General features: G+C 67.0%; 32 protein-coding genes. 12 read left to right on the top strand and 20 right to left on the bottom strand.

What is annotated here, in order from left to right; all coding sequences use genetic code 11:
* Positions 1-534 (top strand): hypothetical protein (locus G3T14_RS16860; protein ID WP_204262905.1); only part of this gene is annotated, 534 nt, incomplete at its 5' end.
* On the opposite strand, the gene G3T14_RS25555 is transcribed toward G3T14_RS16860, so the two are convergent.
* From G3T14_RS25555 to G3T14_RS16845, 3 genes are all read right to left on the bottom strand, one after another.
* Positions 437-967 (bottom strand): NIPSNAP family protein, encoded by a 531-nt coding sequence (locus G3T14_RS25555; protein WP_348645291.1) that lies wholly within the window; start codon positions 965-967, stop codon positions 437-439. The genes G3T14_RS16860 and G3T14_RS25555 overlap by 98 nt on opposite strands.
* A gap of 413 nt (positions 968-1,380) precedes the next feature.
* Positions 1,381-1,887, bottom strand: a complete 507-nt coding sequence (locus G3T14_RS16850; RefSeq protein ID WP_163643697.1) for an EamA family transporter — start codon at positions 1,885-1,887, stop codon at positions 1,381-1,383.
* Between the two features lie 640 nt (positions 1,888-2,527).
* Entirely contained in the window at positions 2,528-3,754 is a 1,227-nt protein-coding gene (locus G3T14_RS16845) for an MFS transporter (RefSeq protein ID WP_163643696.1), read from the bottom strand.
* Positions 3,755-3,847: 93 nt separating this feature from the next.
* Between G3T14_RS16845 and G3T14_RS16840 the strand changes: the two genes are divergently transcribed.
* Positions 3,848-3,985 (top strand): LysR family transcriptional regulator, encoded by a 138-nt coding sequence (locus G3T14_RS16840; RefSeq protein ID WP_163643695.1) that lies wholly within the window; start codon positions 3,848-3,850, stop codon positions 3,983-3,985.
* A 72-nt stretch (positions 3,986-4,057) separates the two neighbouring features.
* On the top strand, positions 4,058-4,729 hold the full coding sequence (locus G3T14_RS16835) for a LysR substrate-binding domain-containing protein (protein WP_163643694.1): 672 nt from the start codon (positions 4,058-4,060) through the stop codon (positions 4,727-4,729).
* Between the two features lie 215 nt (positions 4,730-4,944).
* Here G3T14_RS16835 and G3T14_RS16830 read toward each other — a convergent pair whose 3' ends face one another.
* The 3 genes from G3T14_RS16830 to G3T14_RS16820 all read right to left on the bottom strand — a co-directional run bounded on the left by G3T14_RS16830 (position 4,945) and on the right by G3T14_RS16820 (position 6,987).
* On the bottom strand, positions 4,945-5,340 hold the full coding sequence (locus G3T14_RS16830) for a hypothetical protein (protein ID WP_163643693.1): 396 nt from the start codon (positions 5,338-5,340) through the stop codon (positions 4,945-4,947).
* Positions 5,341-5,432: 92 nt separating this feature from the next.
* The gene (locus tag G3T14_RS16825) at positions 5,433-5,786 is read right to left on the bottom strand and encodes a hypothetical protein (protein ID WP_163643692.1); all 354 of its coding nucleotides are present in this window, start codon (positions 5,784-5,786) and stop codon (positions 5,433-5,435) included.
* A 268-nt stretch (positions 5,787-6,054) separates the two neighbouring features.
* Positions 6,055-6,987 (bottom strand): LysR family transcriptional regulator, encoded by a 933-nt coding sequence (locus G3T14_RS16820; protein ID WP_163643691.1) that lies wholly within the window; start codon positions 6,985-6,987, stop codon positions 6,055-6,057.
* Between the two features lie 158 nt (positions 6,988-7,145).
* Between G3T14_RS16820 and G3T14_RS16815 the strand changes: the two genes are divergently transcribed.
* Together G3T14_RS16815 and G3T14_RS16810 are read left to right on the top strand one after the other, a co-directional pair.
* Complete coding sequence (locus G3T14_RS16815; RefSeq protein WP_163643690.1) at positions 7,146-7,703, top strand: OsmC family protein; 558 nt, start codon at positions 7,146-7,148, stop codon at positions 7,701-7,703.
* A 60-nt stretch (positions 7,704-7,763) separates the two neighbouring features.
* Positions 7,764-8,267, top strand: coding sequence for a 2-dehydropantoate 2-reductase N-terminal domain-containing protein (locus G3T14_RS16810; protein ID WP_204262904.1), 504 nt, complete (start codon positions 7,764-7,766; stop codon positions 8,265-8,267).
* A gap of 2 nt (positions 8,268-8,269) precedes the next feature.
* Here the strand turns inward: G3T14_RS16810 and G3T14_RS16805 are convergent.
* Positions 8,270-9,450 (bottom strand): IS3 family transposase gene (locus G3T14_RS16805; protein WP_163643689.1). Its coding sequence is split into 2 segments (ribosomal slippage): positions 8,270-9,189 and positions 9,189-9,450, totalling 1,182 coding nucleotides; the frame shifts between segments, so codons are not numbered across the junction.
* 121 nt (positions 9,451-9,571) lie between these two features.
* Between G3T14_RS16805 and G3T14_RS16800 the strand changes: the two genes are divergently transcribed.
* Positions 9,572-9,943 (top strand): ketopantoate reductase C-terminal domain-containing protein, encoded by a 372-nt coding sequence (locus tag G3T14_RS16800; RefSeq protein WP_204262903.1) that lies wholly within the window; start codon positions 9,572-9,574, stop codon positions 9,941-9,943.
* Positions 9,944-10,234: 291 nt separating this feature from the next.
* Here the strand turns inward: G3T14_RS16800 and G3T14_RS16795 are convergent, their stop codons facing one another.
* The 3 genes from G3T14_RS16795 to G3T14_RS16785 form a co-directional block, all read right to left on the bottom strand.
* Positions 10,235-10,378, bottom strand: a complete 144-nt coding sequence (locus G3T14_RS16795) for a hypothetical protein (RefSeq protein ID WP_163643688.1) — start codon at positions 10,376-10,378, stop codon at positions 10,235-10,237.
* A gap of 95 nt (positions 10,379-10,473) precedes the next feature.
* Positions 10,474-11,001 (bottom strand): phasin family protein, encoded by a 528-nt coding sequence (locus tag G3T14_RS16790; protein ID WP_246733395.1) that lies wholly within the window; start codon positions 10,999-11,001, stop codon positions 10,474-10,476.
* The gene (locus G3T14_RS16785; RefSeq protein ID WP_163643650.1) at positions 10,998-11,261 is read right to left on the bottom strand and encodes a hypothetical protein; all 264 of its coding nucleotides are present in this window, start codon (positions 11,259-11,261) and stop codon (positions 10,998-11,000) included. The genes G3T14_RS16790 and G3T14_RS16785 overlap by 4 nt, the downstream gene beginning before the upstream one ends.
* Before the next feature lie 713 nt (positions 11,262-11,974).
* Between G3T14_RS16785 and G3T14_RS16775 the strand changes: the two genes are divergently transcribed.
* Both G3T14_RS16775 and G3T14_RS16770 read left to right on the top strand, forming a co-directional pair.
* Positions 11,975-12,718 (top strand): glucose 1-dehydrogenase, encoded by a 744-nt coding sequence (locus G3T14_RS16775; protein WP_163643686.1) that lies wholly within the window; start codon positions 11,975-11,977, stop codon positions 12,716-12,718.
* Between the two features lie 23 nt (positions 12,719-12,741).
* Positions 12,742-13,230, top strand: a complete 489-nt coding sequence (locus G3T14_RS16770) for a pyridoxamine 5'-phosphate oxidase family protein (RefSeq protein ID WP_163643685.1) — start codon at positions 12,742-12,744, stop codon at positions 13,228-13,230.
* A gap of 191 nt (positions 13,231-13,421) precedes the next feature.
* On the opposite strand, the gene G3T14_RS16765 is transcribed toward G3T14_RS16770, so the two are convergent.
* Positions 13,422-13,577, bottom strand: a complete 156-nt coding sequence (locus G3T14_RS16765) for a hypothetical protein (protein ID WP_163643684.1) — start codon at positions 13,575-13,577, stop codon at positions 13,422-13,424.
* Positions 13,578-13,822: 245 nt separating this feature from the next.
* Positions 13,823-14,890 (bottom strand): SDR family oxidoreductase, encoded by a 1,068-nt coding sequence (locus G3T14_RS16760; RefSeq protein WP_163643683.1) that lies wholly within the window; start codon positions 14,888-14,890, stop codon positions 13,823-13,825.
* Positions 14,891-14,998: 108 nt separating this feature from the next.
* Here G3T14_RS16760 and G3T14_RS16755 point away from each other — a divergent pair, with 108 nt between their 5' ends.
* Both G3T14_RS16755 and G3T14_RS25110 read left to right on the top strand, forming a co-directional pair.
* Complete coding sequence (locus G3T14_RS16755; RefSeq protein ID WP_163643682.1) at positions 14,999-15,403, top strand: helix-turn-helix domain-containing protein; 405 nt, start codon at positions 14,999-15,001, stop codon at positions 15,401-15,403.
* A gap of 174 nt (positions 15,404-15,577) precedes the next feature.
* Positions 15,578-15,883 carry a hypothetical protein gene (locus tag G3T14_RS25110; protein ID WP_246733394.1) on the top strand — a complete coding sequence of 102 codons (306 nt, stop codon included), beginning with the start codon at positions 15,578-15,580 and terminating at the stop codon, positions 15,881-15,883.
* A 120-nt stretch (positions 15,884-16,003) separates the two neighbouring features.
* Here the strand turns inward: G3T14_RS25110 and mutL are convergent, their stop codons facing one another.
* Positions 16,004-17,938, bottom strand: coding sequence for a DNA mismatch repair endonuclease MutL (gene mutL / locus G3T14_RS16745; RefSeq protein WP_163643681.1), 1,935 nt, complete (start codon positions 17,936-17,938; stop codon positions 16,004-16,006).
* Between the two features lie 114 nt (positions 17,939-18,052).
* Here mutL and G3T14_RS16740 point away from each other — a divergent pair, with 114 nt between their 5' ends.
* Positions 18,053-19,135, top strand: a complete 1,083-nt coding sequence (locus G3T14_RS16740) for a glycosyltransferase family 61 protein (RefSeq protein WP_163643680.1) — start codon at positions 18,053-18,055, stop codon at positions 19,133-19,135.
* A gap of 4 nt (positions 19,136-19,139) precedes the next feature.
* Here G3T14_RS16740 and G3T14_RS16735 read toward each other — a convergent pair whose 3' ends face one another.
* The gene (locus G3T14_RS16735; protein ID WP_246733393.1) at positions 19,140-20,192 is read right to left on the bottom strand and encodes a KpsF/GutQ family sugar-phosphate isomerase; all 1,053 of its coding nucleotides are present in this window, start codon (positions 20,190-20,192) and stop codon (positions 19,140-19,142) included.
* A gap of 354 nt (positions 20,193-20,546) precedes the next feature.
* Between G3T14_RS16735 and G3T14_RS16730 the strand changes: the two genes are divergently transcribed.
* Positions 20,547-22,172 (top strand): outer membrane beta-barrel protein, encoded by a 1,626-nt coding sequence (locus G3T14_RS16730; RefSeq protein WP_348645289.1) that lies wholly within the window; start codon positions 20,547-20,549, stop codon positions 22,170-22,172.
* A gap of 104 nt (positions 22,173-22,276) precedes the next feature.
* On the opposite strand, the gene G3T14_RS16725 is transcribed toward G3T14_RS16730, so the two are convergent.
* From G3T14_RS16725 to G3T14_RS16700, 6 genes are all read right to left on the bottom strand, one after another.
* The gene (locus G3T14_RS16725; protein WP_163643678.1) at positions 22,277-22,585 is read right to left on the bottom strand and encodes a BrnA antitoxin family protein; all 309 of its coding nucleotides are present in this window, start codon (positions 22,583-22,585) and stop codon (positions 22,277-22,279) included.
* A complete protein-coding gene (locus tag G3T14_RS16720) occupies positions 22,572-22,847 on the bottom strand; it encodes a BrnT family toxin (protein WP_163643677.1) in 276 nt (91 codons plus the stop codon). Before G3T14_RS16720 ends, G3T14_RS16725 begins: the two co-directional genes overlap by 14 nt.
* 75 nt (positions 22,848-22,922) lie before the next feature.
* The gene (locus G3T14_RS16715; RefSeq protein WP_163643676.1) at positions 22,923-23,519 is read right to left on the bottom strand and encodes an AprI/Inh family metalloprotease inhibitor; all 597 of its coding nucleotides are present in this window, start codon (positions 23,517-23,519) and stop codon (positions 22,923-22,925) included.
* Positions 23,520-23,681: 162 nt separating this feature from the next.
* Complete coding sequence (locus G3T14_RS16710; protein WP_163643675.1) at positions 23,682-24,938, bottom strand: cytochrome P450; 1,257 nt, start codon at positions 24,936-24,938, stop codon at positions 23,682-23,684.
* Positions 24,935-26,233: an FAD-dependent oxidoreductase gene (locus G3T14_RS16705; RefSeq protein ID WP_163643674.1), complete on the bottom strand. Its 1,299-nt coding sequence runs from the start codon at positions 26,231-26,233 to the stop codon at positions 24,935-24,937. Before G3T14_RS16705 ends, G3T14_RS16710 begins: the two co-directional genes overlap by 4 nt.
* Positions 26,230-26,505, bottom strand: coding sequence for a ferredoxin (locus G3T14_RS16700; protein WP_163643673.1), 276 nt, complete (start codon positions 26,503-26,505; stop codon positions 26,230-26,232). Before G3T14_RS16700 ends, G3T14_RS16705 begins: the two co-directional genes overlap by 4 nt.
* Between the last annotated feature and the right edge of the window lie 29 nt (positions 26,506-26,534).

Below are 26,534 nucleotides of genomic sequence, written 5' to 3'. Positions count from 1 at the left end.
CGCCTCGATACGCCGCCCTCAATCCACCGTCGTCACCCACTTTCCCGCATAGCTCACCTGACGGCGCTGGCGACCACCCAGTATCCCGAGATCCGGATCGGCGACGGGCAACCACAGCCACGTATGACCTACGACCACTTCCTGGTGCAGGCTCGACTGTCCAACGGAATGGCACTCTCGGCGGAGATCGCCGGGGGGCGTCCGACCGGAACGCCGTTCCGCTTCGAGATCGTCGGCGAGGGCGGCATCCTCACGCTCGAAGGCGGGGCGCCGCGGGGCTTCCAGTCGGGGCGCCTGCGACTGCATGTCAACGGCGAACCCCAGATGGTGGATGAGGGGGATCTGGCGTCCCTGCCGGATGCGGCGTTAAACGTCGCCGCGACGTATGCCGACCTCCGCGACGATATCGCTGGCGGAACGTCGAACGCACCCGGCTTCACCCACGCGGTCCGCCTCGCCGGGCTGATCGAGGATGCCATGACATCCTCTCGGAACGGCCTCCGCAAGACACTCGGCGATTGGCCCGCGGCCTGAACGGGATGCGAGCGAATGACCGACGCGATATTGAATGGTGATGTCGCTTCCGGCGCCAAGTCTCGCCTCGATGGGAATTTCCGATAGAGCGCCCCTGCGGCAGCGCGATGGTCGAGGTCGCCCTTGCGATCTGCTCTGGTCCACCCTTGGGCGGCCAGACGCCGGCAGCGTAGGCACGGGCTCGTAATCCCGAGCGTTCCTCAAGACTGGCGAAGCCCCAGATGTGCGTGATCCTGGGCGCCCCATCCAACGCGTACATGTTCACGACGAGATGGTCGGTATAGTCACGGGCCGGTTCGATGGCGGCTTCCCAACCCGCCAGCGTCGGCGGCAGGCCACCGGGCTTGAGTTGGTAGGTCCGGAACTCGTACACCCCACCCCGTTCTCCGGCCCGGATCGTCGGCAGGAACGGGAATGGGGCGTAGCTGTCCATCTCAATCGCCGACACGACACTTCCGGCATTGAACGGACTGGCATTCAGCAGCGCGCGCCGACGCTCGGCCGTCATGTCCTCCGGCGCCGCGAACCCGCGCAACACGAATATCTGGCCCAGCGTGCCCAACTCCGTCCGCCAGCAGCCGAGGAACTCACCCTTCGCCTCGCCGTCGTCCACCCAGGCATGAACGCCATCCGACGCTTGCCCGAGCGCAAGCAGCGGGCACGAGAGGTTAGCCAGTTCGTACAACATGTAATCCTCCGCGCGTTCGAGGCTTTCGACCCGCCTCGCACCATTGGGTGTCGGTCAAACCGGATCACATCCAAACGTCGAAGGCCAACGGACCGCAAGGATGCAAAGCGTAGGATTCGGTCCACGACCACGGGGGTCGTTCGGTATCGGCTTGACGCTCAACCGGAGTGTCCGATGCAAATCGCGCCCAGCGCGACGACGATGCAGGCTGCGACGCGATGGACCGTCAGACGCTCGTGGAGGAAAAACCGGCCGATGAGTGCCGCGAACACGACGCTGGTCTCCCGCAGTGCCGAAACCGGACCCATCGGGCCGAGCGACATGGCGAAGATGATGATCCCATATGCGATGAGGGAGACGACGCCGCCGCCCGCGGCGACCAACGTCTCGCGGGGGCCACGGACGAGGCTGCGCCAGTCGCGCAGGGCGGCGTAGACAGGCGGCGCCAGGATGCCCCAGAGGAGGCACATCCAGACAGTGTAGCCTACGGGCGTTCCCGAGAGGCGAACGCCGATCCCGTCCACCACGCTGTACGCGCCGATGAAGCACCCCGTACCCAACGCGTAGAACAGGCTGACGCGTCCGATGCCGCGTCCTTGGAACGCCAGCGATAGGATGCCGGCGGAGACCAACAGGACACCGGTCAGGGCGACCGCGTCGGGCAACTCATGTGCGAATGTCGCCGCCCTCTGTAGGGCGAAGGAAAATCAGGCCACGGGGCGGAGTAAATCCAGGCCACTTGAGCTTCACCAAGCCCGCAGAGCCCATCTTTAAAACGATTTCCCTGCAAACACTTACGCTGATGCGGCAGCTGAGAGACCACGCCTGTGGCCGGTGCGTTGAGGGCGGTTTAGTGGCCTGGATTTGCACCGCCCTCTACACCGCCCCGACCGATACCAGGATCGGCGACGTCCCCCGGGAGATCGGTTAGGTCTGCCCGAGGTCTCCGTGTCGATACGTCCGGACGAGGAAGAGATTGTAGCCGATATGCAGCGCGGCCGAGAGGCCACGTAGCCCCAACTTGCCTGCGCCGGTACGGGTACGAAGGGCGCGAGCGTCGCGCAGGCCAACGCGATGGCGATGCACATGATCGTAATCGACCACAACCTGTCGCCTCCGGCCCGCAACAGGGCATTCCAGCTCGCGTGCAGTACCGCAGCCAGCAGGACGATGAAGATGATGACAACAGACATTCCGACCCACTACCAAGATTGCTCAAATCAGCGCGGTTATTAATTTGAATTACGCTCGGCGCAGATTTCTTAGTCTGCCTCAACGACTTTGAGGGGTTCGCAAGCTTCGGTTTCAAGCACTATGTTTTCGCCGAAGACGAGGCGAAAGAACGAGCATAATGGGCACGACTGCGAGTGCCGTCAGAGCTGCGGCCACCGCGGCCCAGCTCGGCCCGACCGCGTCACCGAGGCGACCGTAAATCAACGGGGCGGCCAGTGCGCTGCCCCCGAGTGTCCAGGTGTAGAACACCGCGAAGGCCTTCTCGACATGGCCGCCCGGCGCAAGTTCGGGGACGCTGCCGTACAGGACCGACGACGTGCCGTTCAGCATGAGGCCGAGAACGGGCAGCACGGCGAGCAGGGGCACGAGCGGCAACGCGATCACCGCCAGGATCGCCACCGCGGTCCCGGTCTCGGTGAGGACCACCGTACGGGTCACCCCGAAGCGGTCCCCGAGCCCACCGCAGACCGCCTTGCCCAGCGCGCCGCCGACGAAGACCAGCGAAAGCGCTAAACCCACGGTCGTCAGCGCGGCTCCCTTCTCGCGCATCAGGAACGGCAGGTAGAGCAGGAAGGCCGGGCGGGCCGCGTTGTCGAGGATGCCGATGGCGACAAGTAGCCTGAAGCCGGTCGGATCGCCCCGAACATCCCCATTATGCCCCGGCGGCCGCGGCGCGGTCTCGGGCGCCTCCCTTCGTGGAGCGGGCGGGCGTGGGAGGAGCGATCCGACGACGACCGCCACGACGACCCCCATGCCTGCGATCAGCCAGAGCACCGAACGCCAGTCCGTGAGGGTCAGGAGGAGTCCCACGAGGGGCGGCACGGTAGCCTTCCCCAGGTCGCCAGTGAAGTTGTAGGTGCCGAGAGCCCTGTGGGCGGAAGCGCCATAGGCGCGCGTGATCGCCGCGGAGGCCAACGGGTGCTGCGTGCTACTCCCGGCACCGCCGAGAACGAGGGCGGCGCAGAGGCCTATCAGCCCGCCCGACGCGCCGGCCAGCGCGTAGCCGGTGGCGCTCAAAAGCGTTCCCAGCACCAGCACCAAGCGGGAGCCGAGGTGCCGCGCAAGATGGGTGGATGGCATCTGCAGGGCGGCCAGCGCCCCGTTGTAGAGGCTGCGCAAAAACGCGAGGGCGGCGAAGCCGAGGCCGAACTCCGCCTGCCATACCGGGAGCAGCACGTAGATCAAGTCGCTGTAGCCATCGTGCAGGGCGTGGTTCAGACCGGTCGCGATCAAGGTCCGGCCCGCGTCGGGGGCGGGATCGGCCTCCACGGACGGGGCATGGTCCGGGGCTAGCGGCATTCTGGTTCCAGCAGCGATCTCGGAACCTCAGGGAACGACTCATCGACGTGAGAGTCGAATTGATAGTTCGTTCCGTGCCTATATAAAATATTGATGCGCTACACCCAGCTTCGCTCCTTCCATGCCGTCGCCGAGGTGGGCAGCGTGACCGGCGCGGCGCGGAGGCTGCATGTCAGCCAGCCGACGCTCACCAGCCAGATCCGCGCCCTGGAGGAGCACTATGCGGTCTAGCTCTTCGTCCGCACGGGAGGTCGCCTGCACCTCACCGAAGCCGGCCGCCACCTCCAGGGCCTTGCCCAACGCATGTTCGCGGATAAGGCCGAGGCGCGGCATTTCCTGACGGAGAGCCAGGAACTGCGCACGGGCAACCTGCGGATGGGAGCCGTCGGCCCATTCCACGCCATCGAGATGCTCGTCGCCTTCCACGACCGCCATCCCGGCATCGGGATCTCGGTATCCGTGGGGAACTCGAAGACCGTCCTGCAGGATCTGCTCGAATTCCGCACCGACGTGGCGGTACTCGCGTATGCCGGGAGCGATCCGCGGCTATGGGTATCGCAGTACGGCAAGGATCCGATCGTTGCCTTCGCACGGAAGGATCACCCGCTCTTCGGACCGGGGCGCAGCGGTCTTTCGATCTCGGAACTCCACGGCGAGGCGATGGTCGTACGGGAGACCGAGTCGAACACCCGCCGTGCGACGGAAGTGGCGATGGCGGAGGCCGACGTCCGGCCACGCATCGTCATGGAGATCGGTAGCCGAGAGGCGGTTCGGGAGGTGGTCGCGCGTGGGGTGGGGTTCGGTGTCGTCTCGAAGGCCGAGCATGTTTGCGACCCGCGGACGTTCTGGCTGCCGTTCCTCGACGCCGAGATCTTCAACTACGCCCACATCGTGTGCCTGCAGGACCGTCGGACATCCAGGATGACAAGCGCCTTCATCGACGCCGCCGGCGAAATCGATACCGCTTCCGCGTGATCGACCTAACCTGACCGGGACCATATGAGACGCCTCGGTGAACTATCAGGAACCCGCCCCGGGGCCTGGAGGATGCCCCCGTCCCGGCGGAGTGATACCTTCCCGGTGTCCGCCGGAGGCGGGAGCGATCAAAGACTCGGTGACCTGACACCCCCGCAACGTGATGAGGATCGACGGGTTCGAGGCGGCGCCGCCAGCGGCCGCCCCGCCGTCGTTCAATGCGGGTAGCTCGCGACGAGCGACCTACCCGCACCATGCGTCCCTTCCGGCGAACGGGCCGACATCATCATCGACGCCCCGACGGACACCAAGCCGGCCAGGGTCCGAAGTTCCTCCGGCTCCCGGGGATCCCGGGAGACCGCCTCGGCGTCCCTTTGCAAGCCGAGGTTACACGCCTTCGTGGCGAGCCCGCTGTCCGGGGTGCAGCCGTCGTGACGTGCACAGGCGGCATCGAGGGCATCGATCGGTGCCGCCGGCGCATTGTTGCCCGGGCCGCAATAGTTCCCATGGAACAGGACGGTCGGTGCCTTCCGGTCGAGCCCGGTCTGCGCGTGTGCCGGGCCGATCAGGAACAGGGCCACCATAGCGGGAATCGTCGATTTCTTGAACATCGGATCATGCCTCGTTCGGTTTCTTCGTTCGGGATTGGTCGTCGCATCATGCCTCCCTGGCCGGCCGCGACCGTCGGTCGGGTGCGGGACGATCACGGCAGGGCGCCGATCATGACCTTGGCCTCGGTCATGGTGTTCTCGCAGGCCCGCTTGTCCCCTCGCCGGTCCTCGGCGGTCGCCCTGTCGATGAGGCTCTTGGCGATGGCGACGTGATCGGCTGTCGGGACCGAGGCGGGATCGCTCGGGGCATCGAGACGGGCCGACGTGATGGCCCGGGGAGAGCCGGTCCGGAGGGTATGTCCCGCCTGTAGGCCGGTCACTTGTACGGCGCCGGCGCTGTCGAGGCGTCGATCGATGGTGTCGATCTGTTCGGTGCAGGAGGACGCAGCCGCGGGGAGCGGTCCGCTGACGAGGACGAAGGTCGCGAGAGTGGGGACCAAGCGCATCGGGATGACCTTGGGCGATCTGGCAGCGTCGCGGTTCCGCCCGGCGGGCGTTCGACCCGATGCCGTCCCTCACCCATCGATGCGAGGGTAGCGCTCCCTCGAACGTACGCCTCGCCTCATGCTGCGTCGCAACATGAAACGCGGGGCAGGCCCGCGCCTGTCGACGACATGTCGGCCAACATCGGGGGTTGAACTCTTCTCGCCAGCCAGGGCCGCGGTCGCACGTCGACCACTTGTCGGGTGGCCAAGGTTAGCCAGGGAGGGTTCGTCAGGTCCCACCGGCAATGGCCGTGACGCAATCCATCCCATCCCCGGGTTGCAGCATCGGTGCGAGCTCGTGGATGCATTCTGTAATGTGGGTGAGCACGACGCGTATCCGCGGGGTGTCGCGGTTGTCCTTATGGACGAGAAGCAGGATGTCGGCGCTCGGCGGCTCAATCGGCACGGGAAGCCGGACCAGCCGGGTTTCGGCGTCCGCGCGGAACCGTGCGAGGCATGCGAGACCGCCGCCGTTGGCCGCCGCGAGCACGGCGGCCTCATGACTGCTCGTCTGCAGCACGACCGTCGCGCGTGACGCCATCTCGGTCAGCCAGGCCGATTGCGTCATTTCCTGGCTGTCCTCCATCTGCGTGATCAGGCGGTGGTTCGGGCAGCCGTCGTCGAAGTCCAGGAGGCCGTGATCCCCGAGGTATTCCGCCGTCGCATAAAGTCCGAAGGCGATGCCTCCGATGCGCCGGATGATGAGGTCGTGCTGTTCGGGTTGCCTCAAGCGGACCGAGACGTCCGCTTCCCGCATCGACAGGCTGAGTTCCCGCGGGTTGGGAATGAGTTCGATCATGACGTCCGGATGGACGGTGTGGAGACGGGCGAAACTCGGGGCGAGGATGTGTGCGGCCATCGTCTCGGCGCAAGTGACCCGGACCAGGCCCCTTAGGCGGGCGTCGCGGCCGCTGACTTCCCGTTCGAGGGACAGGGCTTCCGCCTCCAGCCGTTCGGCCTTCACCCGCACCGCGGTCCCGGCAAGGGTCGGGACGTAACCGTCCGGCGTGCGATTGAGGAGCCGCACCGCCAGGGTCGCCTCCAGCGAATTTAGGCGTCGCCCGACGGTCGATTGCGAGACGTGGAGCATTTTGGCGGCCGCGGAAAGCGAGCCGTGCCTGGAGAGCGCCAGGAAGAATCTCAGGTCGTCCCAATCCAGCATCCGTGTACCGCCATCCGTTTTCGCATTGCCCGTCACCGACTTTGACGGCCGACTTCCAGAACGGAAGGCGTATATTCAACGCATCACAACCGCCGACGGGAATTATATAAATGGCTCAATAATTCGGCGGCAGATATTCGCCATAGAGGAAAACAAGCATGGCATTGCCACCGATCAAGCCCGTAGCCCTCCCGGACACCGTCGACGGACGTCGGCTTCAGGCCGTCATCGCCGAGGGGAAGTCGGACCCGTCCGCAGTTCGTACCCTCCGGTGCCGAACGGTCGCGCAGGGACGCCTGAGCCAACTCAACTTCATCCGGGACCTTCCACCCCAGCCGGTGATGGAGGACGAACCCGACGGCCTGCTCGGGGAGACCACGGCGCCGAACGCATCCGAAGCCTTGCTCGCCGCCTTCGGCTCATGTCTCTCGATTGGCATCCACGCCAACGCCCTGGCGCAGGGCATCCCGATCCGGTCACTCGAACTCGACGTCGAGGCCGATATCAACACCACGGCCGCTTGGGGAACGGGTGACCTCCATCCCAAGGCCATCGGGTTCGAGGCCATCCGGGTCTCGGTCAGGATGGATGCCGATGCCTCGCGCAAGACCCTCGCCGCCCTCGTGGAGCATACGGTGCTGTGGTCCCCCGTGGCCAACACCCTGCACAACCCCGTGCATCTCGATGTCGCGCTGCAGGCGCCGACGAGATCTTGAGCCGGGTGCGGACGAGCAGTCCGATCTTCCGATCAAACATCCGGGATAAGGCGGGCAACGATGACGATATCCACGTATCCGACCGTCGCAATCGTGGGTCCGGGAGCGATTGGCACCACCATCGCCGCAGCGCTTCACGAGGCTGGCCGCACCCCGATGCTGTGTGGTCGAACGCCCCGCGAAAGCCTGGAATTGCATGATGCCGGAGGCGTGGTCGTAGTGCCGGGTCCCGTGCTGATCGATCCGGCACGCGCCGGAGGTGCGGTCGATCTGGTCTTCCTCGCCGTCAAGTCGACACAGGTCGAGGCGGCGGCGGCGTGGCTGGCGGCATTGTGCCGTGCGGACACCATCGTGTGCGTCCTGCAGAACGGCGTCGAGCAGCAATCGACCGTAGCGCCTTTTGTCCCCGGCTGCCCAATCGTGCCCTCCGTCGTGTGGTTCCCGGCTCAGGTCCAGCCCGACGGTGCCGTGTGGCTGCGCGGCAAGGCCCGTCTCACCGTACCGGACGTACCGGCGGCCGGCGTGGTGCTTGTGATCGGCCCCCACGAGGTGGTCCAAGGGTAAAGTTAGTGCACGGTCGGCCGCTCCGCCACGGGTAGCTTGGCCGGCGGAGCTGGTCGGGGGAGCGCAGCCGGCCAAGCGGAGAAGGCTGGCATGAACACCTCCGGTGCCGGCGGCCGGTATCCCAGCGAGGCATGCGGGCGCACGGTGTTGTAGTGACGTCGCCAGCTTTCGATGACGACCTGCGCTTCCCTGAGTGTATAGAAGATCTCGCCGTTGAGAAGTTCGTCGCGAAGCCGTGCATTGAAGCTTTCGACGTAGCCATTTTCCCATGGTGAGCCTGGCGTGATGTAGGCCGTCTTTGCTCCCACGCCGGTAATCCAAGCTTGGACGGCCTTCGCAACGAACTCCGGCCCGTTGTCCGAACGAATATGGCCAGGTACGCCACGTAGGATGAACAGATCCGAGAGTACGTCGATGACGTCGATCGCCTTCAGCTTACGAGCGACCCGGATCGCCAGGCATTCATGGGTGAACTCGTCGACCACGTTGAGCATCCGGATCTTGCGTCCGTCATGCGTGCGTGCCTCGACGAAGTCATACGACCACACGTGATTGCGGTGTTCCGGGCGAAGACGGACGCAGGAGCCGTCGTTGTCCCAGATCCGCCCTCGCTTGGGCTGATTGGCTGGGACCTTCAGACCTTCACGCCGCCAAATCCGCTCGACGCGCTTGTCGTTGACGAACCATCCGGCCGCCTTCAGCAACGCGCTGATCTTGCGGTAGCCATAGCGTCCATACTTCTCGGCCAATGCCACGAGATCGGCTGTCAGCGCCTCCTCGTCGTCGCGGCCCCGCGGCACCTTGCGCTGTGTCGAGCGATGCTGACCGAGCGCCCGGCAGGCGCGGCGCTCGGAGATGTTCATCGTCAGCAGGATGTGCTCGACACAAGTGCGTCGGCGCGCGGGGCTCAGAAGTTTCCCCGGGACGCCTCCTGCAGGATCAGCTTGTCCAGCGTCAAATCGGCGATTGCCTTTCGAAGCCGAGCATTCTCAGTCTCAAGACTCTTCATCCGTCGAACCTGATCCGACTTCAGACCGCCAAACTCACGCCGCCACCGGTAGTACGTCACCGAACTCACAGCTAGAGCGCGTATTGCATCGGCCACGCTCTGGCCCTGTGAGATCAACACGTCCGCCTGCCGTAGCTTGGCAACAATCTCCTCAGGCTTTGGGTGTTTTGCCATCTTGTCCGTCCTCCAGGCTCAAAAGCCATACCAAAGGGCGGACCACTTCAATGGGGGCTGACCACTTGAGACCTTGCGCGGCACGCGATGCTCGGTCGACCCGGCCTCGGATTTCACGTCCGTGGCGTGGCGGAAACTGCTCCAGAACGCGGTCGCCGGATTGATGGTGCTCACCGGACGCCGATCCGGCATGTTCGGTCGTAACGACATCGCCCGGCTAGCCCTGGACTATCTCCACGAGGGCCTTGAGGTCGCCCGGGCCGAAGGCGCGATCCTGGGTGACGGGGTGCCGCAAGAGATCGTGGACGGCTTCAAGGCCCACCCGGCCGACATGGGAACCTCCATCCTCGCCGACCGAGAAGCCAACCGGCCGCTCGAATGGGACGTCCGCAACGGCGTCATCCAGCGGCGGGGCCGCGCGCATGGCATCCCGATGCCGGTCGGCGACGTGGTGGTTCCGCTCTTGGCGTCCGCGAGTGATGGACCCGGCTGATTCCGGTTTCGAAGCACCTTGGGGCTGGCGATCCTCTTCGTCGAGGTAACGGCAGAGGATCTCGCCCGCGACCCTAAGGCCGTATGCCGAGGCGCTTTCTCGCCGGTACGTCGGAACGCACGGCGCAACGGCCCCGGTCTCTGCCCCGGATTTAAATTCTTCTCCGGCCATGGCCACCTCCGGGACCCGAGGCTCGTCCCCCGGGGCATGGGCCTTCGGGACTGATCGGGAATGTACCGCAAGCACGGCCATGTCGGTCGATTTTCCCATGCGAGGTCCTGCGAGGTGTCGCTATCGCAGCGTGAGGACGGCTGGGTCGCCGGCGAGGGCGTTCGTCAGGACGCATGACAGGCCGATGCCGGTCGCCAGGAGGGTGAAGGCGAGCGCTGGAAGGCTTCGTTGCCACGGCTTGTCGCCGAAAGAAGCGATCAGCATCGAATGCGCGACCGCGAACCGTCCCATCGGTAGGCGTTTCGCTTCCGCCCTCGACCCGGCTCCGGATCGCGGGTGATCCCGGGGCCGGAGGCGTCTCATACCAATTCGACGGCGTCGTGGTCCGTCAGCGCGGAAAGCGTTTTCCCGGCCTCGTCCGCCGCCCGCATCGAACGCTCCGCGATGGAACGGATATCCCTGATGACGTGCTCCAGGTTTTCCCGGACGAGCTCGCCTTGGATCTCTCCGAACTCATGGACGGATTTAGCCTGCATCAGGCGCTCCATGCCATCAAAGTTTCGCTTCCACTGGCCCTGTACCAACTCCATCCAGTCGTCGGAGGATGCCTGGAAGGCCTGTGTCAGCACCGCCCGGCACTGCTTCACCGCTTCCATGTTCTTCGTCGACTGGCGAGAAAGCCGTTCGCCTTCCTCCCCGGAAAAACCGAGCGTACGCCCGAACCGCTCCGCGGCCTCCCTCGCCCGATGAGCCTCCTCGTCCATTCCGTTGGGCATCGGCCACAGGCTTCCGTCGCGGGTGCCCTCCGACCCCGACTTCCTCACGACGGGAAAGCTTCCCGCGCGACGGTCGTGTGGGATCAGTGAACCGTTATCCTGGTCAATCATGTCGTTCCTGTCCGTCTGTGGTCCATGATCGGACGTGTGTGCGGGGGACCGTCATGGGCCGGCACGACCCGCGAATGATCCTCCAGGATCTCACTTTCGAGCGCCCGGCGCTGAACGTCGTCGAGATCGGGGAGGATGTCGTCGTCCGAGGCGCCATGCACCGAGAGCAACCTCACCACGCCCGTCGTCGTCTCGAACTCAACCGTGACTTCCGCCTGGGCGTACTGGTCGTTCGGATCGATGCACACGTGGTGAGGCATAGGCGTCCTCCGCGTTACGGAATCGAGGCGCTTGTGCTTCTCGCACGCTTATGACGCTCGACCCCGCCAAAGGCCCGATGCGCGGGAGTGAGGTGGGGGCAAAGGGTCCCCGCGCATCCGCCCGACGACCGATGGATCGCCCGGATAATCAGGCTAGCAGGATGCCGGGACGGACGATCGATCCATTTACGGTTATCGACTGCGCATAATAGCGGGCCACGACGACTGTATTTCGGGTCCCGATAGGATCAAGGATGCGGTTAAGCGATACCAGTAACAACCGGGGTAGCCCACGATGGTCGATGCCGAAGGGGCTAGTTATTTCCGGGCGTGTCACAGTCCCGGATCGACTTGGGTCCAGGGTACCCCGTACGACCGGCAGCCCGGCTTCGACGAACACGTCGCGTACATCGCCGAATGTAGGAACAGGGGCAGGATCGTCCCCGCCAATCCTTTCCGGGAAGCGTCCGATCATATCCCGAGCACCCTTGCGACTGGCAATGTGACGATCTTCAGGGCGACGGACCTGGAGGAAGCGTTGAAGCTTGGAGCGAACGATCCCACCGTCCGGTCTGGAATGCTGAGAGTCGATGTCGAACCTTGGACGGTCCCGTTCCACGGATGACCGCGGGTAGGAAGCGACATGCTCGTTCGATCAATTCCCGTTTCGCGTGACCCGCGAACCCTACCGATCAACGAACTTGGAGACCGACATGCACAAGCTCGAAGGACGGGTGGCCATCGTCACCGGGGCGTCGAAGGGCATCGGGGCGGGCATCGCGCTGCGCCTAGCGGCGGACGGGGCGAAGGTTGTCGTCAACTACGCTCGCAGCGTCGAGGCGGCGGAAAGGCTCGTCATGACGATCCGGGATGCAGGCGGACATGCCAAGGCGGTCCAGGCGGACGTCTCGAAGCCCCGGGAGATCGACATGCTGTTCGACGAGGCGGCCTTGGCGTTCGGACATGTCGACATCCTCGTCAATAACGCCGGCATCTACGAGTTCGGTGATCTCGCCAGCATCACGCCGGACTCGATAGACCGGCAGTTCGCCCTCAACGTGAAGGGCCTGATCCTAGCGACCCAGGTTGCGGCGAGGGTGTTTCCCCCGGCCGGCGGCGTCGTGGTCAACATCTCGTCCGGCGCCGGCGTCACGCCCATAGCAGGGGCGCAGGTCTATAGCGCCACCAAGGGTGCGGTCGACAGCCTGACCCGCTCGCTCGCGCTTGAACTGGGCGCGCGCGGGATCCGCGTGGTTGGCATCGCTCCGGGCATTGTCGCGACGGAAGGCACCAGCGGCCTTGGCGAGGAGGGCATGGCCCCGTTCGTCGCGCGCACCCCGCTCGGCCGCGTCGGCCAGCCTGCCGACATTGCGGCCGCGGTTGCCTTCGCCGTCTCAGGAGACGGTGGCTGGATCACCGGCGAGACGCTTCAGGTCGGCGGCGGATTGCGGCTTTAGCGGAGGTCTCGGAGGGCGAGGCGATGCTGACACAGGACATGAAGGACACCGTGCACAAGCAGCGGCTCGGCTTCGTTGCGACAGTATCGCAAACGGGAGAGCCGAACCTCTCGCCGAAGGGGACCTTCGTGGTTGTGGATGACCGAACGCTCGCATTCGGCGACATCCGCTCTCCGGGGACGATCACCAACCTTTGCCAGCGGCCGACCGTCGAGGTCAATTTCGTCGATCCCCTCAGTCGAAAGGGATTTCGTGTGAGGGGCTCCGCCACTATCCATGCCCGGGACACCGTCGATTACCGTTTGCATCGCCCACGCTTCGATGGTTGGGGGCTGCTTGCGGACCGCATCGAACACATCGTCCTGATCGATGTTCTCGATGCCAAGCCGCTCTCCTCACCTGCCTACGACGATGGGGCGAAGGAGGCCGACCTACGGACCCACTGGTCGGCGATCCTGTTGTCTGAAGAAGTCAGCACGATCTTCGAGACGAACCCGGCAACGGTGGTTTGATCCTTCAGAAGTGCCGCCTGTACAAACGCCCCGCCACCCGGGCCGGTACGAACGGGGTGACGGGTTGTGAGTCAGGCGCCCCCCCCCCATGCAATGTGCCGCATCGTTGGCGAAACGCATTCCGGCCGAGGTCAGAGGTGCTCGTTTACGATACATGTGGTGTTGTCTCGGCGACATCGACGTGCCGGCCATCAGGCCATGGCCGGGGTTGGCGACTGCCTCGCCAGGATCTGGTCGAAGGCGGCGGGGCTCCAGTTCCAGCAATCCACCCCGACGTCGAGGCTGTCGGGGGTCGCCTTAAGGGCGCCACGGGAATGCCCGTAGAGGTGGAGGTGGCCACGGTGCATGCCCGGCCAGACTCGATGGGCGCAGCGGGAAACGACGACATGTCGCGGGTCCGTCATGCCCGGATCTTGGACCTGGACGTGCGTCACGTCGACCACCGGGCCGTCCCACGTAAGCCGTTCGCTGAGGCCGAACCGGTGTTCCAAGTCCGGCGCCCATATCAGATCGGAAACACCGGTCTGCGCCCTACGAAAGCCCGCAACGAGCGTGCTGCGGGCCTCCGGGTTTCGCTCCGGACGCCGGACGCCTACGGGATGACCTTGCCGCGGCGCAGCCGGTCGAACAGGTCGAAGAATGTCTCGTCCGTGGCCTGGTAATCGAGGAAGCCTAGCCGACGGCTCCTGCCCATATCGGCCTGCACCTCGATGGTCCGGCTAAGGTCTCCGTCCGTGTGCCAGGCCGAGGCGAGGCGTTTGATGTCTGGCTCCACCAGCCCATGCCTGTCGGCGATGGCGGCCCATGTGGCCCCGTCGTCCATCATCCAGGCCTCCAGCGGCTGCACCGTGCCATCGAACGGGGCAGGTTCCATCCCGAACCAATTGGCGATGCGTCCCCAGAGCCATTCCCAGCGGAAGACGTCGCCGTTGACGACGTTGAACATTCCGTTGCGCGCAGCCGGCGTCATGGCGGCCCAGGCCATGTGCCGGGCGAGAAGGCGTGCATCCGTCATGTCGTTGAGCCCGGTCCAGCCCATCGTCGTTCCCGGGAAGCGGAAGGGACGGCCGGTCTCCCGGCACAACGCGGCGTAGACGGCCAGCGTGACCCCCATGTTCATCGCGTTGCCGAGTGCATAACCAATGACGGTGTTCGGCCGGTGGACGCTCCAGCCGAAGCCGTCGCGCTCGGCGGCGGCGAAGACCTCGTCCTCCTGGGCGTAATAGAAGTTGGGCAGGTCGATGCGGCCCTGCTCCTCGCGGAAGGGCGTCGCCGGCAACGCGCCTTGCTTTCCCCAAAGTTCGAATGGCCCGAGGTAATGCTTCAGGCCCGTTACCAGGGCCACGTGCTCGACGCTCCGTGCGGGTCGCAGCGCATCGAGGAGATTGCGGACCATCGCGCCGTTGACCTCGATGTTCTCCGCCTCCGTGTCCTTGCGCATCCACGTCGTGATATAGACTTGGCTCGGCCGGTATCCGGCGAGCGCTCTCCGCAGGCTGTCAGGATCGAGCAGGTCGGCGGCGACCGGTTCGACGCCCGCGAGGCCGCGGGTAGGGCGCCGCGCGAGGCCGAGGACCGTTGATCCGGTCGAGACGAGGTGTTCGGCAAGGTTATTGCCGACGATGCCGCTGACGCCGGCAACCAAAGCTGTTCCGCCCATGATGCTCTCCTGGGTGTTTTCCGAAGTAGTACGAACACAGCTGGCCACGGCATCGGGCGACCACCAGACGGCACCGTTCAGGGCCATAGGCACCAAGAGGTAGCCACCATGCGAGCCAACACCACCGAAGAGGTACGGCACGAGGACTGTGCGCCGCGGCGCGTGCTGGAGCTGTTCGCGACCAAGTGGACGAGCATGATCCTGCACACGCTCCATGGCGGTCACGACGGACGGGCGCGGACAGGTGTGCTTCTCCGTAGCCTGCCCGGCATCTCCAAGAAGATGCTTACCCAGACGCTCCGCGAGATGGAAGGCAGCGGTCTCCTCACTCGGCACGTCGCCGGCACCGTGCCACCCGCCGTCGAGTACCGCCTTACCGTCCTCGGTAACCGCCTCGTCGAGCCGGTGGAGCTCCTCTACGCCTGGGGCCGTGCGAACGCCGATGCCCTCGAACACCTGCGTATCCGTCCGACATCCAGGCGGAAAGACCAGGGTGCCCTGACGGGCGGATAGAGGTGATCGTTCCGCGGAAGGGTGGAGGCGCCCAAGCGACAAGGGAACCGAGGATCGGGACGGCGGCCGGAGGTGGAATGCCCACCGTCGGGACGCCGTAATACGCTTGCCAATCGTAATGACCGACGCGTGTCTCACCGGGGCATCCGCACTTTCGGCCACCGAGAAAATGCAATGCTCGATCACGTCTTTCTATCGGTCAGCGACCTGGGCCGCTCAATAGCCTTCTATACGGCGGCCCTCGCACCGTTGGGGATCGACGACGAGTGGATCGACGACATCGAAAAGTTGGATGAGGCGCTGCGTGACTTCACGGTTCGCCGCGCCAAGGCGAACGCTTTCGATCTCCGCTATGCCGATGACGTCGACGCTTCGGGACCTCCATGGGAGTCGTGTGAACGCGTACTTGCTCGACGTGACGTTACTGAACGCTTGTCACGCGGCTGGGGTGAGCATGCAGCACCCCAAAGGAAGGCGTGAGACGAGGGGGCCGCCACGCGCCGGTGATAGTTCCTGTTCGGCGAGCGAGCCCATACCTTCGACCTAGCTTCCGCTTCGCCGTTAATTTGTAAACGCTTCGCTCTTTGCCTGTAACGATATCTACCGGCGCCCGAACAGGCGCTCGATATCCACCAGCTTCAGTTCGACGAAGGTCGGGCGGCCATGGTTGCAGGTGCCCGAGAGCGGCGTCGCCTCCATCTCGCGCAGGAGCGCGTTCATCTCCTCCGGGCGCAGGCGCCGTCCCGCACGGATCGAGCCGTGGCAACTCATCCGCGACAGGATCGCATCGAGGCGCCGCCCGAGCGGTCCGCCGCCCGCATCGGTGCCGTCGGGGCTGCCGTCTTCCAGTCCGCTCTCGCCGAGCGCGTCGAGGATGTCGGTGACGAGGGTGCGGGTGGAGGCATTGGCCAGCAGCGCCGGGACCTCGCGCACCAGGACGGCGCCGGTGCCGAACGCCTCGATGGTCAGGCCGAGGCGGTCGAGATCGGCCGCGGCGGCGACGAGGCGCTCGGCATCCTCCTGCGCCATCTCCACAACGTCTGGGATCAGCAACCCCTGGCGGGCGATGCCGCCGGTGGCACGCTCGCGCTTGAGCCGCTCGTAGACGAGGCGCTCGTGGGCGGCATGCTGATCGACGAGGACGAGGCCGTCCCGGGTCTGAGCGACGATGTAGGTCTCGTGCAGCTGGGCGCGGGCGGCACCGAGCGGGTGGTCGTCCGGCTCTGAACCGGGTTCGGCCTGTCGCAGGTCGGCACCCGGAGGCGCGAAGTCCTGCGTAAAATCTTGAGCGAAAGACTGCGCCGGGGCATCGCCGAGATCGTGCGCGAACGCCGCCTGGGGCGCCTCGCCGAACCCGCCGAAGGCCGGGGCCGCGACCCTGATGCCGGATGGGGCGCCGAAGGAGGGCAGCCCGCGCGGGAGGTAGCTCATCGGTGCCGGTCGGGCGGACGCTCCGGTATGGACCTGCATCGGGCGCAAGGCGTCCAGGGTGCGGGCTGCGGCGGTGGTGGTCGTGCGCGCGCCCGCCTGCCGCAGGGTCTCGTGGATGGCGCTGACGATGAGGGCGCGTACGAGGCCGGGCTCGCGGAAGCGCACCTCTGTCTTGGCCGGATGGACGTTCACGTCGACCAGGGCCGGATCGCACGTGATGGCGAGGGCCAGCACCGGATGGCGGTCCGAACTCATCGTATCGGCATAGGCGCCGCGCACGGCGCCGAGCAGCAGCCGGTCCCGCACCGGACGGCCGTTGACGGTGAAGTGGATCTGGTTGGCGTTGCCGCGATGGTAGCTCGGCAGCCCGATATGGCCTGTGAGCGCGAAGCCCTCGCGCGCCATGGCGAGGGGCGCGGCGTTGGCCCCGAAATCGGCACCGAGCACGGCTGCGAGCCGGCGCAAGGTCGCGGCCGGACCGCCCTCGGTCTCGGCGGGAAACACCAGAGCGGCGCCGGTCTCCGGCCGCAGCACGAGGCGGATACCGGGCTGCGCCACGGCGAGCCGGCGCAGGCCGTCGGCGATGGCCGTGGTCTCGGCCCGGTCGGATTTCAGGAACTTGAGCCGCGCCGGGGTCGCGGAGAACAGGTCGGTGACCTCAATGCGGGTGCCGCGGGCGCTCGGGGCCGGGCGGACGTCGCCCTTCAGCCCGGCATCGACGGTGAGGCTGTGGCCGGTCTCGCCGGCGGCGGTGCGGCTCGTCAGCGTCAGGCGCGCCACCGCGCCGATGGAGGGCAAAGCCTCGCCGCGAAAGCCCAGCGTATCGATCCGGGTGAGATCGCCGCCGGGCAGCTTCGAGGTGGCGTGGCGCTCCACCGCCAAGGCGAGGTCGTCCGGCCCCATGCCGGCACCGTCGTCGACCACGCGGATCAACCGGCGCCCGCCGCCCTCGATGGTCACCTCGATGCTGGTCGCGCCCGCATCGATGGCGTTCTCCACGAGTTCCTTCACCGCCGAGGCGGGACGCTCCACCACCTCGCCCGCGGCGATACGGTCGACGAGGATCGGATCGAGGCGGCGGACCGGGCGGGATGGCGTGGGCATGATCGGCAAACTATACGGAGCGCGCGGCCGTCCCGAAAGGCTCGGCCCTGCCCGGATGCGGCCGCGCCGGGGGACAACGAGGGCATCGATCACCGTGACGGGACGTATGCGAGGGTGAAGCCGATTCTCCAGCGCTGTCGCGTGGTGTGGGGCGAGACCGACCGCATCGCCACCCTGCCGCCCCTGCATCGGGTGGTGGACGCCCATTACCAGCCGCCGACTTCGGACGGCGCATGGGCCTTGTGTGGGGCCGATGGCGCCGTGCTGGAGGCGGGCGGGACGCCGATGGCCCCGCCGGATGCCGCTCCGGTCGTCGCGGATGCGGAGCGCCACCTCTTCATCGGTCCGCTGGTGACCCATTACGGGCATTTCCTCGTCGGGACCCTGGCACGGCTGTGGCCGCTCCTGACCTGGGACGGGCCGAAGCCGCGCCTGCTCTGCCCCGGTCTCGGACCGGCAGCGTCCCGGCCGCCCCTGCCCTTCCTCGACGTCATCCTGGGGCATTTCGGGCTCTCAATGGACGATCTCGTCGACCCCGAGCACCCGACGCGGATTGCCGATCTCATCCTGCCGGGTCCGAGCCTGAAGGAGCAGGCCTTCGCGCATGCGGTCCATGGGGATCTGGCGCGCGCCATCGGCCAGCCGTTCTGGGAAACGGACGAGGTCGATACGGTGACGCGGCCGGTCTACCTCTCGAAATCGCGGCTCAAAGCGGGCATCTCGCGGATGCGCAACGAGGATGCCCTGTGCGACGCCCTGGCGCGGCGCGGCGTCGACATCGCCTTTCCCGAGGCCTTGAGCCTGCCCGATCTGGTCCGGCTGATGAGCGTGCGCCGGATCGTTCTCGGCACCACCGGCTCGGCCTTCCATACGGCGGTCTTCGCGGCGCCCGGCCGGCGGATCGTCGGGCTGAACTGGGCGCCGCACCTCAACGCGAACTTTCCCCTGCTCGACGATCTCAACGGCACGCGGGCGCGCTACTATCATCCGGCGGGTAGCGAATCCGGCCCCGAGGCGGGCTTCCATTTCGGCTGGAGCGTGCCCGACCCAGAGGCCGTGGCCGCCGAGCTGGTGTGGCGCGCCGAGCGTTTCGACGATCTCGACGCCATCGACGCGGCGCAGGAGGCCGAGCATCGCAGCGCGGCCCGCACGCCCCTCGTGGCGCGTCTCGGCCGCTGGCTGTCCCGGCGATCCTGATCCGTCAGGCGACGCCGGAGCGGAGCAGGTCGTGGTAGTGCACGAGGCCGACCGGACGCTCGTTCTCGACGACGATCAACGAGGTGATCTTCATCGATTCCTGGATCTCGAGCGCCTTGGCGAGCAGGGTCTCGGGGCTCACGGTGCGGGGCGTGCCGCTCATCAGCGCCTCCACCGCGAGACTGTCGAGATCGCGCCGGAACACGTTGCGGCGCAGATCGCCGTCGGTGACGATGCCGGCGAGGCGTCCGTCTTCCTCCACCACCACCACGGCGCCGAAGCCCTTGGCGTCGATCTCGGCGATGGCCGCGCGCATCGGCGTGCCGCGTGTCACCAGTGGCATCTGCCCGCCCGCATGCATGACTTCGCGGACCTGACGCAGCGACGCGCCGAGACGGCCGCCCGGATGGTAGATGCCGAATTCCCGCGCCGAGAAGCCGCGCGCTTCCAGCAGCGCGATGGCGAGGGCGTCGCCGAGGGCGAGCTGCATGGCGGTGGACGTGGTCGGGGCGAGCCCGTTCGGGCAGGCCTCGCGGGCCTTCGGCAGCGTCAGGCAGACATCGGCCTCGCGCCCGAGGGTCGAGCCGGCATTGGCGGTGATCGCGATGAGCCCGACCCGGTACCGGCGCGCATAGCCGATGATGTCGGCAAGCTCCGTCGTTTCGCCCGACCAGGACAGGGCCACCACCACGTCCTCGGGCTGGACCATGCCGAGATCGCCGTGGCTCGCCTCGGCCGGGTGGACATAGAGCGCCGGGGTGCCGGTGGAGGCGAAGGTCGCGGCGATCTTACGACCGATATGGCCCGATTTGCCCATGCCGGTGAGGATCACCCGGCCGCGCGCGGTGACGAGGCGCTCCACCGCCGCGGTGAAGGCCGTGCCGAGACCGTTGCCGATGGATTCCATCAGGCAGGCCAGGCCGTCGCGCTCGGTGGCGATGGTGCGCAGGGCCGAGGCGACGGCCGGCGAAGGTGACGGTACGGGCGCGGGTTCTTGCGCGGGCGGAAGGGAGCGTGCCGTGCCGCGCTGCGCCGAAGCCGTATCTGCTGGAGCCATCCCGGCCCGTCCCCCCTCGTCGGAATCGATGCGCCCCGAGGGGCACCCTGTCCGAGCCTATGGCCGGCGAATGTGGTCGGACGGCGACTCCACGCCGTCTCCGAAGCGCCGAGTTCGGACCGATCCGGCGCTGCGTTGACGCTGCATTAACCCTGCCGGTTGTACCTCCGTTAACCATGGCGCCGGCGATCTCCGAAGGGAGAGCCCGGGGCCGCCCTTCCCCCGGGGCTCTGGGCGCTGGTGCTCGGATCCTCGCCTCCCGTCGCCCTTCCGGGGCTGCGGGACGACGAAAGACGTCTGTCCGTGATGCGCGTACGGCCGATCGCAGGGTGGCGGACACGGAGCCTCGGCGGCTTGGCCCTGGCGGCTGCGCTGCTGCCCGGCGGTCCGGCTGCAGGGCAATCCGTGCCGTTGGGCACCGATGCGCCCGCCACCCTCGATTCCAATCCCCTCCCCGGTTCGAGCCTGCGCGGCAGCACCGTGTCGAACAGCGGTGGTGCCGCCACCACCGGCGAGGCCGCCTCCGGGACCGGCTTGGCGACGCGCACGCCCAGTTCCCGGTCCGGCAGCACCATCGCGTCGGGCGCGACCAGCGGCGCGAACAACCGCAATCCGACGAGCTTCCTGCGCCAGCGCGCCGCCCCGCCGCGCCGCTTCGGCTCGGCCACGACCCGGATCACCCGCGCGATCACCCAGGTGACGCCATACGATCTGCGGCTGACGCCGGTGGTCCGCACGCCGGTGGTCGGCGTACCGCTGGCCACCACGCTGCCGCTCGCCGGCCTGCAGACGCCGGGCTTCCTGCTGGGAAGCATCTTCCGGCCGCCGCTCGCGGTGGACGACGCCTATGCGCCTCTGGGCATCAAGGTCGGGACCTTCACCTTCCTGCCGGCGATCCAGCAGAGCATCGGCTACGACACCAATCCCGACCAGATCACGCGGCGGCTGGCCAAGCCCTCCGTGGCCCTGCGTACGGAGGGCGAACTCGCCTTCCGCAGCGACTGGTCGGCGAGCGAGCTCAGTGGTGAATTGCGCGGCGGCTACCTCGATTTTCCCGACAACCAGGGGGCGAGCCGGCCCAACGGCGCCGGCACCACACGCCTGCGCATCGACGCCAACCGCGACACCCGCATCGACGTCGAGGGCCGCTTCCTGCTCGAGACCCAGCGGGCGGGCACGCCCGACCTCGCCTCGACGGTGACCACCCGGCCGCTCATCGCCAGCTACGGCACCACCGTGGGCGTCACCGAGTCGTTCAACCGGCTGAAGGTCTCGGTGCGCGGTCTCCTCGACCGTTCGGAATACGAGGACGCGCAACTCACCAACGGGACGATCCTGAGGCAGAGCGACCGCAATCTCAACCAGTACGGCCTCAACCTGCGCGCCGGCTACGAGCTGACGCCGGACATCACGCCCTTCGTCGACGTCCTGGCCGATACCCGAATCTACGACCTGCGGGTGGATTCCACCGGTATCCGGCGCGACTCCGACGGCATCACCGTCGGCGCCGGCGCGACCTTCGCCTTGACCCGCTTCGTCTCGGGCGAGGTCTCCCTCGGTCTTCAGCACCGCAACTACGTCGATCCGACCCTGCGCGACCTCACCGCGCCCGTGGTCAACGCCAGCGTGATCTGGGCGGCGAGCCCGCTGACTTCGGTACGCCTCAACGCCACCACCGGCATCGTCGAGACCTCGATCGTGGGATCGAGCGGCGTGTTCACCCAGGCCGCGACCCTCGAGGTCCAGCACGACCTCCTGCGCAACCTCTCGCTGATCGGCGGAATCGGCTACCTGTCGAGCGACTACGACCGCGTGAACATCACCGAACGCGGCTTCTCCGCCACCGCGCGGTTCGACTACCGCTTCAACCGCTGGCTCGCGCTGCGCGGCAGCTACATCTACCAGCGCATCGACAGTTCGGTGCAGGGGTCGAGCTTCCAGTCGAACACGTTCCTGCTCGGGCTGCGGGTGAATCCGTAGAGCATTTTCCAGCGAGGTAAATGCCGGCTCGCGTGAAGAAAATGCGACCGCGCAAAGAGGGAGAGGTGTTTACGTGATCCGAGGATCGCGGAAAGCGCTCTCCCTCAGACCCGAGACAGGTTTTCGGAGGCCCGCCGCAGCGCTTCGTTCATGCGCGACTGCCAGCCGGGACCGCTCGCTTTGAAGCGCTCGACGATATCCTGATCCAGCCGAAGGCTGACGAGCTGTTTGGTCGGTGCCTTCTGAGGGCCCCGTGCCCGACGGATTTGCGCAGCCAGGGCAGGAAAGGCCTCGACGAACGGGCGTGCATTCTTGAAATCGCTCTCCGTCCACTCCGGATTATCCGGGTCGGAGGCGATGCCGGCCTGGATCTCGGCTTCCTCGGCATCGGTGATCGGATCACGCTTCGTCATAGAAACTCCTCTCGCGCCGGCTCGCACGCCTGAGGCTGATCAGCGCCAAGGCCTCGGTTCCGAGCGGCGCCAGAATGGCGGCGACGACGAGCCTGCCCTCGAACTCACCGATCAACTTGAACCGAGCCGGACCAGACGCAACCGCATTCGCGTCGACCTGGACCGCTGCCTCGAAATCGAACCGTGTCGAGAAATCGGCGAAGTCCAGACCGTGCTTGGCCAAGTTGGTTTCACGCTTGAGTTCATCCCATACGATCAACATTCTAACGTCGATAGTTAGATTGTATATACAAAATATGCGATCGATTGGCGTGGGAGTGGGCTCAACGCCTTCCCCTCAGCGCACCATCGCCAGGGAGGCGCCGGACTTCGAGAGCGCCCCGTCCAAGGCGCCGCCGCCCTGGCGAAGGCGGGCCGTCACGGTGCCGCCGGGCTGGTAGAGATAGACCTCGCCGTCGCGATAATCCCAGGCCGTGACCTTCGCCAGATCCTTGTTGGGGCAACCGGACGCGTTCGCCTTGTAGAGGTCCAGGGCCGGCGCGCTCGACAGCGAGACCTTGCAACTCGCGCCGGTGGCATCCTTGGCGTTCCAGCTGCCGACCACCGAGGAGCGCCCGCTCGACACCACCGGCGGCGGTGGCGGCGCCACGGGCGCGATGCTGGGCTCTGCGATGATGGGGGTGGAGGGCGCTACGGCGACGGTGCCGCCCACGGGCGGCAGATCCGCCGGAGCGGCGGTGGCACCGGGCGGCGGTGCGAGGGGGGACGACGTCACCGGGCCGGACGGCATGATGGGTGCGACGGATTCGAGGGAGGCCTGTGGGCCCGGACCGGCGCGTCCGCGTACCGGCCCGTCGAAGCGCTGGGTGGCGCAGGCGCCGAGGCTGGCGGCGAGCGCAAGGAGGGCGGCTGTCGACAGGAGCGGACGCGGCATGAATTGCAATTCCCGAACACGAGTCGCGGGAGCATCGGTCTCGACGCCCCGCGTGCCCGTTGCCTCACCGGCAATTGCGCTGGCGGCAAGGCAAGTCCCGGAGCCGGCAGGGGATTCGAGGGAGCGACTCCGACTTTTCGGGGCTGGTGTGGCGCGGGTGCCTCAGCCGGTGAGACCGTCGATGGAGAGGCGCAGGTGCTTGGGGCCGCGCAGGGCCGAGCCCGGCCGATAGGGCGGCGGATCGGCGATCAGCCGCGGATTGTTCAGGCGCCGGGCCAGTGCCACCAGGGCCGCCTCCGCCTCGAACCGGGCCAGTGGCGCGCCGACGCAATAATGCAGGCTGCCGCCGAAGCCGAGATGGCGGTTGTCGCTGCGGTCGGGATCGAAACGCTCGGGGTCGCTAAAGGCCGCCGGGTCGCGGTTGCCGGAGGCGAGGAGCAGGACCACGGACACACCTTTCGGGATCGTCGTACCGGCGATGCCGATCTCGGCGAGCGTCGTCCGGTTGCGGAACTGGACCGGCGGATCGTAGCGTAGCAACTCCTCGATCAGACGCGGGGCGCGGGCCGGGTCGTCGCGCAGCCGCTGCAATTCGTGCGGGTTGCGGAGCAAAGCGAGCATGCCGTTGGTGATCAGGTTCACCGTGGTCTCGTGACCGGCCACCAGCATCAGGATCGATGTGGCGATGAGATCGTAGGTGCCCATGGCCGGCACGCCGGGCGCCTTGCCCGCCGCCAGCCCCGACAGCATGTCGTCCTTCGGGGCCTTTCGCTTCTGCGCGATCAGGCCGCTCATGTAGTCCGAGATCGCGTCGAAGGTCCGGCTGTTCTCCGCCCTCAGAGCGTCGTCGGTGAGCGTATCGGGCTCCAGAGCGGTGGCGAGCTGCGTCGCCCAGTCGTGGAATTTCGGTTCGTCGTCCGCCGGCACCCCGAGCAATTCGCAGATCACCGTGACGGGAAGCGGATAGGCGAGATCGCTGACGATATCGATGTCCCTGGCGTTGCAATGCTTTGCCAGGATGTCTTCGACCAACGTATCGGCTCGGCCGCGCAACCCCCGCACCCGCTCTCGCGTGAACTCGTGCATCACCGCGGCGCGCAGGGTGTCGTGGTCCGGCGGATCGCGGAAGATGAAGGGGCGATGGGTATCGGTGATCCGATCGCGGATCGGCTTCACCACCCAGTCGATGAACGGGTTGCCGGTGCGTGGCCGGTCAGCGGCGGGTAGCGTCTCCGAACTGATCCGGGGATCGTGCAACAGGCTGCTGATCGCCGCATGGGTGGAAGCGACCCAAATGCCGTCCTGCGTGCCGTCGTCCTGATGCGAGACAGGGGTGTCGCGCAGCTTTGCGTAGAGCGGATAGGGGTTTGGCCGGTTTTCCGGATCTTTTACCTGCGCGAACAGGGTGACGTCGCTCATCGGGAAACCTCGGGGCGGCGCTGTTCGGGGAATCCCGGCGACAGGATCGTCAGGGCGCCCTGGTCGGTCGCTCCCCGGATGGGCGGAAACGGGCTGCCCGCTCTGATCTGCTCGGCATAGGCCGGGAGCCAGCGCGCGCAATCGAACGACACGGCGGCGATGCAACGCCCGGCCCGGCCATAGACCGCGAGGAAGCGGCCCTGCTTCGGGTCGCCTTGGGCGATGACGAGGCCGTCGGCTCCTTCCGTCAGTCCCACCGACTTGATGGTGATGCCGCCTTGCGACGACCAGAATGCCGGGAGTTCCGCGTAGGCCGCGCCGGGCCTGGTTCCGGCGAGCAGGCGCCCGGCATGTTCGGCCTGCGCCACCGCATGTCCCCAATGTTCGAGGGCGACCCGGCGGCCGTCATAGAGGGGATGTGGAAAGCGGGCGACATCGCCCGCGGCGGCGATGCGCGGATCGGGCCGGCCGTCGGCATCGACGGCATGGCCATTCGCATCGCAATCGACGCCGTCGGTATCGAAGGACAGGCCCGATCCCGCCAGCCATTCGGTGTTACGCACCGCGCCGAGGGCCACCACCACGACCGATGCGGCGACGGTACTGCCATCGTCGAGGCGCGCGCCGGTGACGTGGCCGCTGCCGTCATCTTCGAGACGCTCGACCTTAGTACCGCTGCGGATCACGACGCCGAGACCCTCGTGCATCGCCGCTACCACTGCGCCGAGATTTTGGCCAAGCACCCGCGCCAGCGGCGTCGGCCCGGTCTCCACAAGGGTGACGGGCAGGCCGAGCGCCCGGCAGGACGCGGCGACCTCGCATCCGATGAAGCCGCCCCCCACCACGAGAACCCGGCTCGGGCCGGCTGTGAGCGCCCGGCGCAAGGCTGCCGCATCGTCACGGTTGCGCAGGGTGAACACGCCGGCGAGCCGCCCTTGCGCGGCGTCCGGCCATTCACGCGCGCGCGTGCCGGTCGCGATGAGCAATCGGTCGTAGGCGAGGGCTTCGCCGGTGGCGAGACCAACGACGCGGTTGTGGCGGTCGAGCGTCGTCGCCGCCACGCCGAGGCGCCAATCGGCATCGAGGGCGGTGAGGTTCGGCAGGGTCGTCGCGTCCGCCGGAACCTCGCCGGTCAGGACGTGCTTCGACAGGGGTGGCCGATCGTAGGGCGCATGCGGTTCCGCCCCGACGATGGTGACCGGCCCGGTAAAGCCCGCCCGCCGAAGGCTTTCGGCGCCGCGCAGCCCCGCCAGGGATGCGCCAATGACGAGGGCGCGCTCTTGAGCCACCGTCATCGACCGTGCGATCCGGCATCTTCGACATGGATGGCCTGGACCGGACAGGCGATGCGAGCCCGCTCGATCTCCAGTCGCGCGGCGGCGTCGGGGGCGGGGTCGTAGTACAGCGCCTCGCGCCCATGCAAGACGAAATGGTCCGGTGCCGCATAGCAGCACTGGGCATAGGCCTGGCAGCGATTGAGGTCGACGGACACCCGGAGCGGCCGTGCGGCACGCGCGGGGGCGGGCTCCGGCTGGAGGCCGGCCTGGTCGGATCGGTGATCTGGCATGATGGCTGAAAGCACTCTGAGGACGTGCG

Source organism: Methylobacterium sp. BTF04, assembly GCF_010692745.1.
Taxonomy (GTDB): domain Bacteria; phylum Pseudomonadota; class Alphaproteobacteria; order Rhizobiales; family Beijerinckiaceae; genus Methylobacterium.
This window is presented reverse-complemented; position numbering and strand designations above follow the sequence as displayed.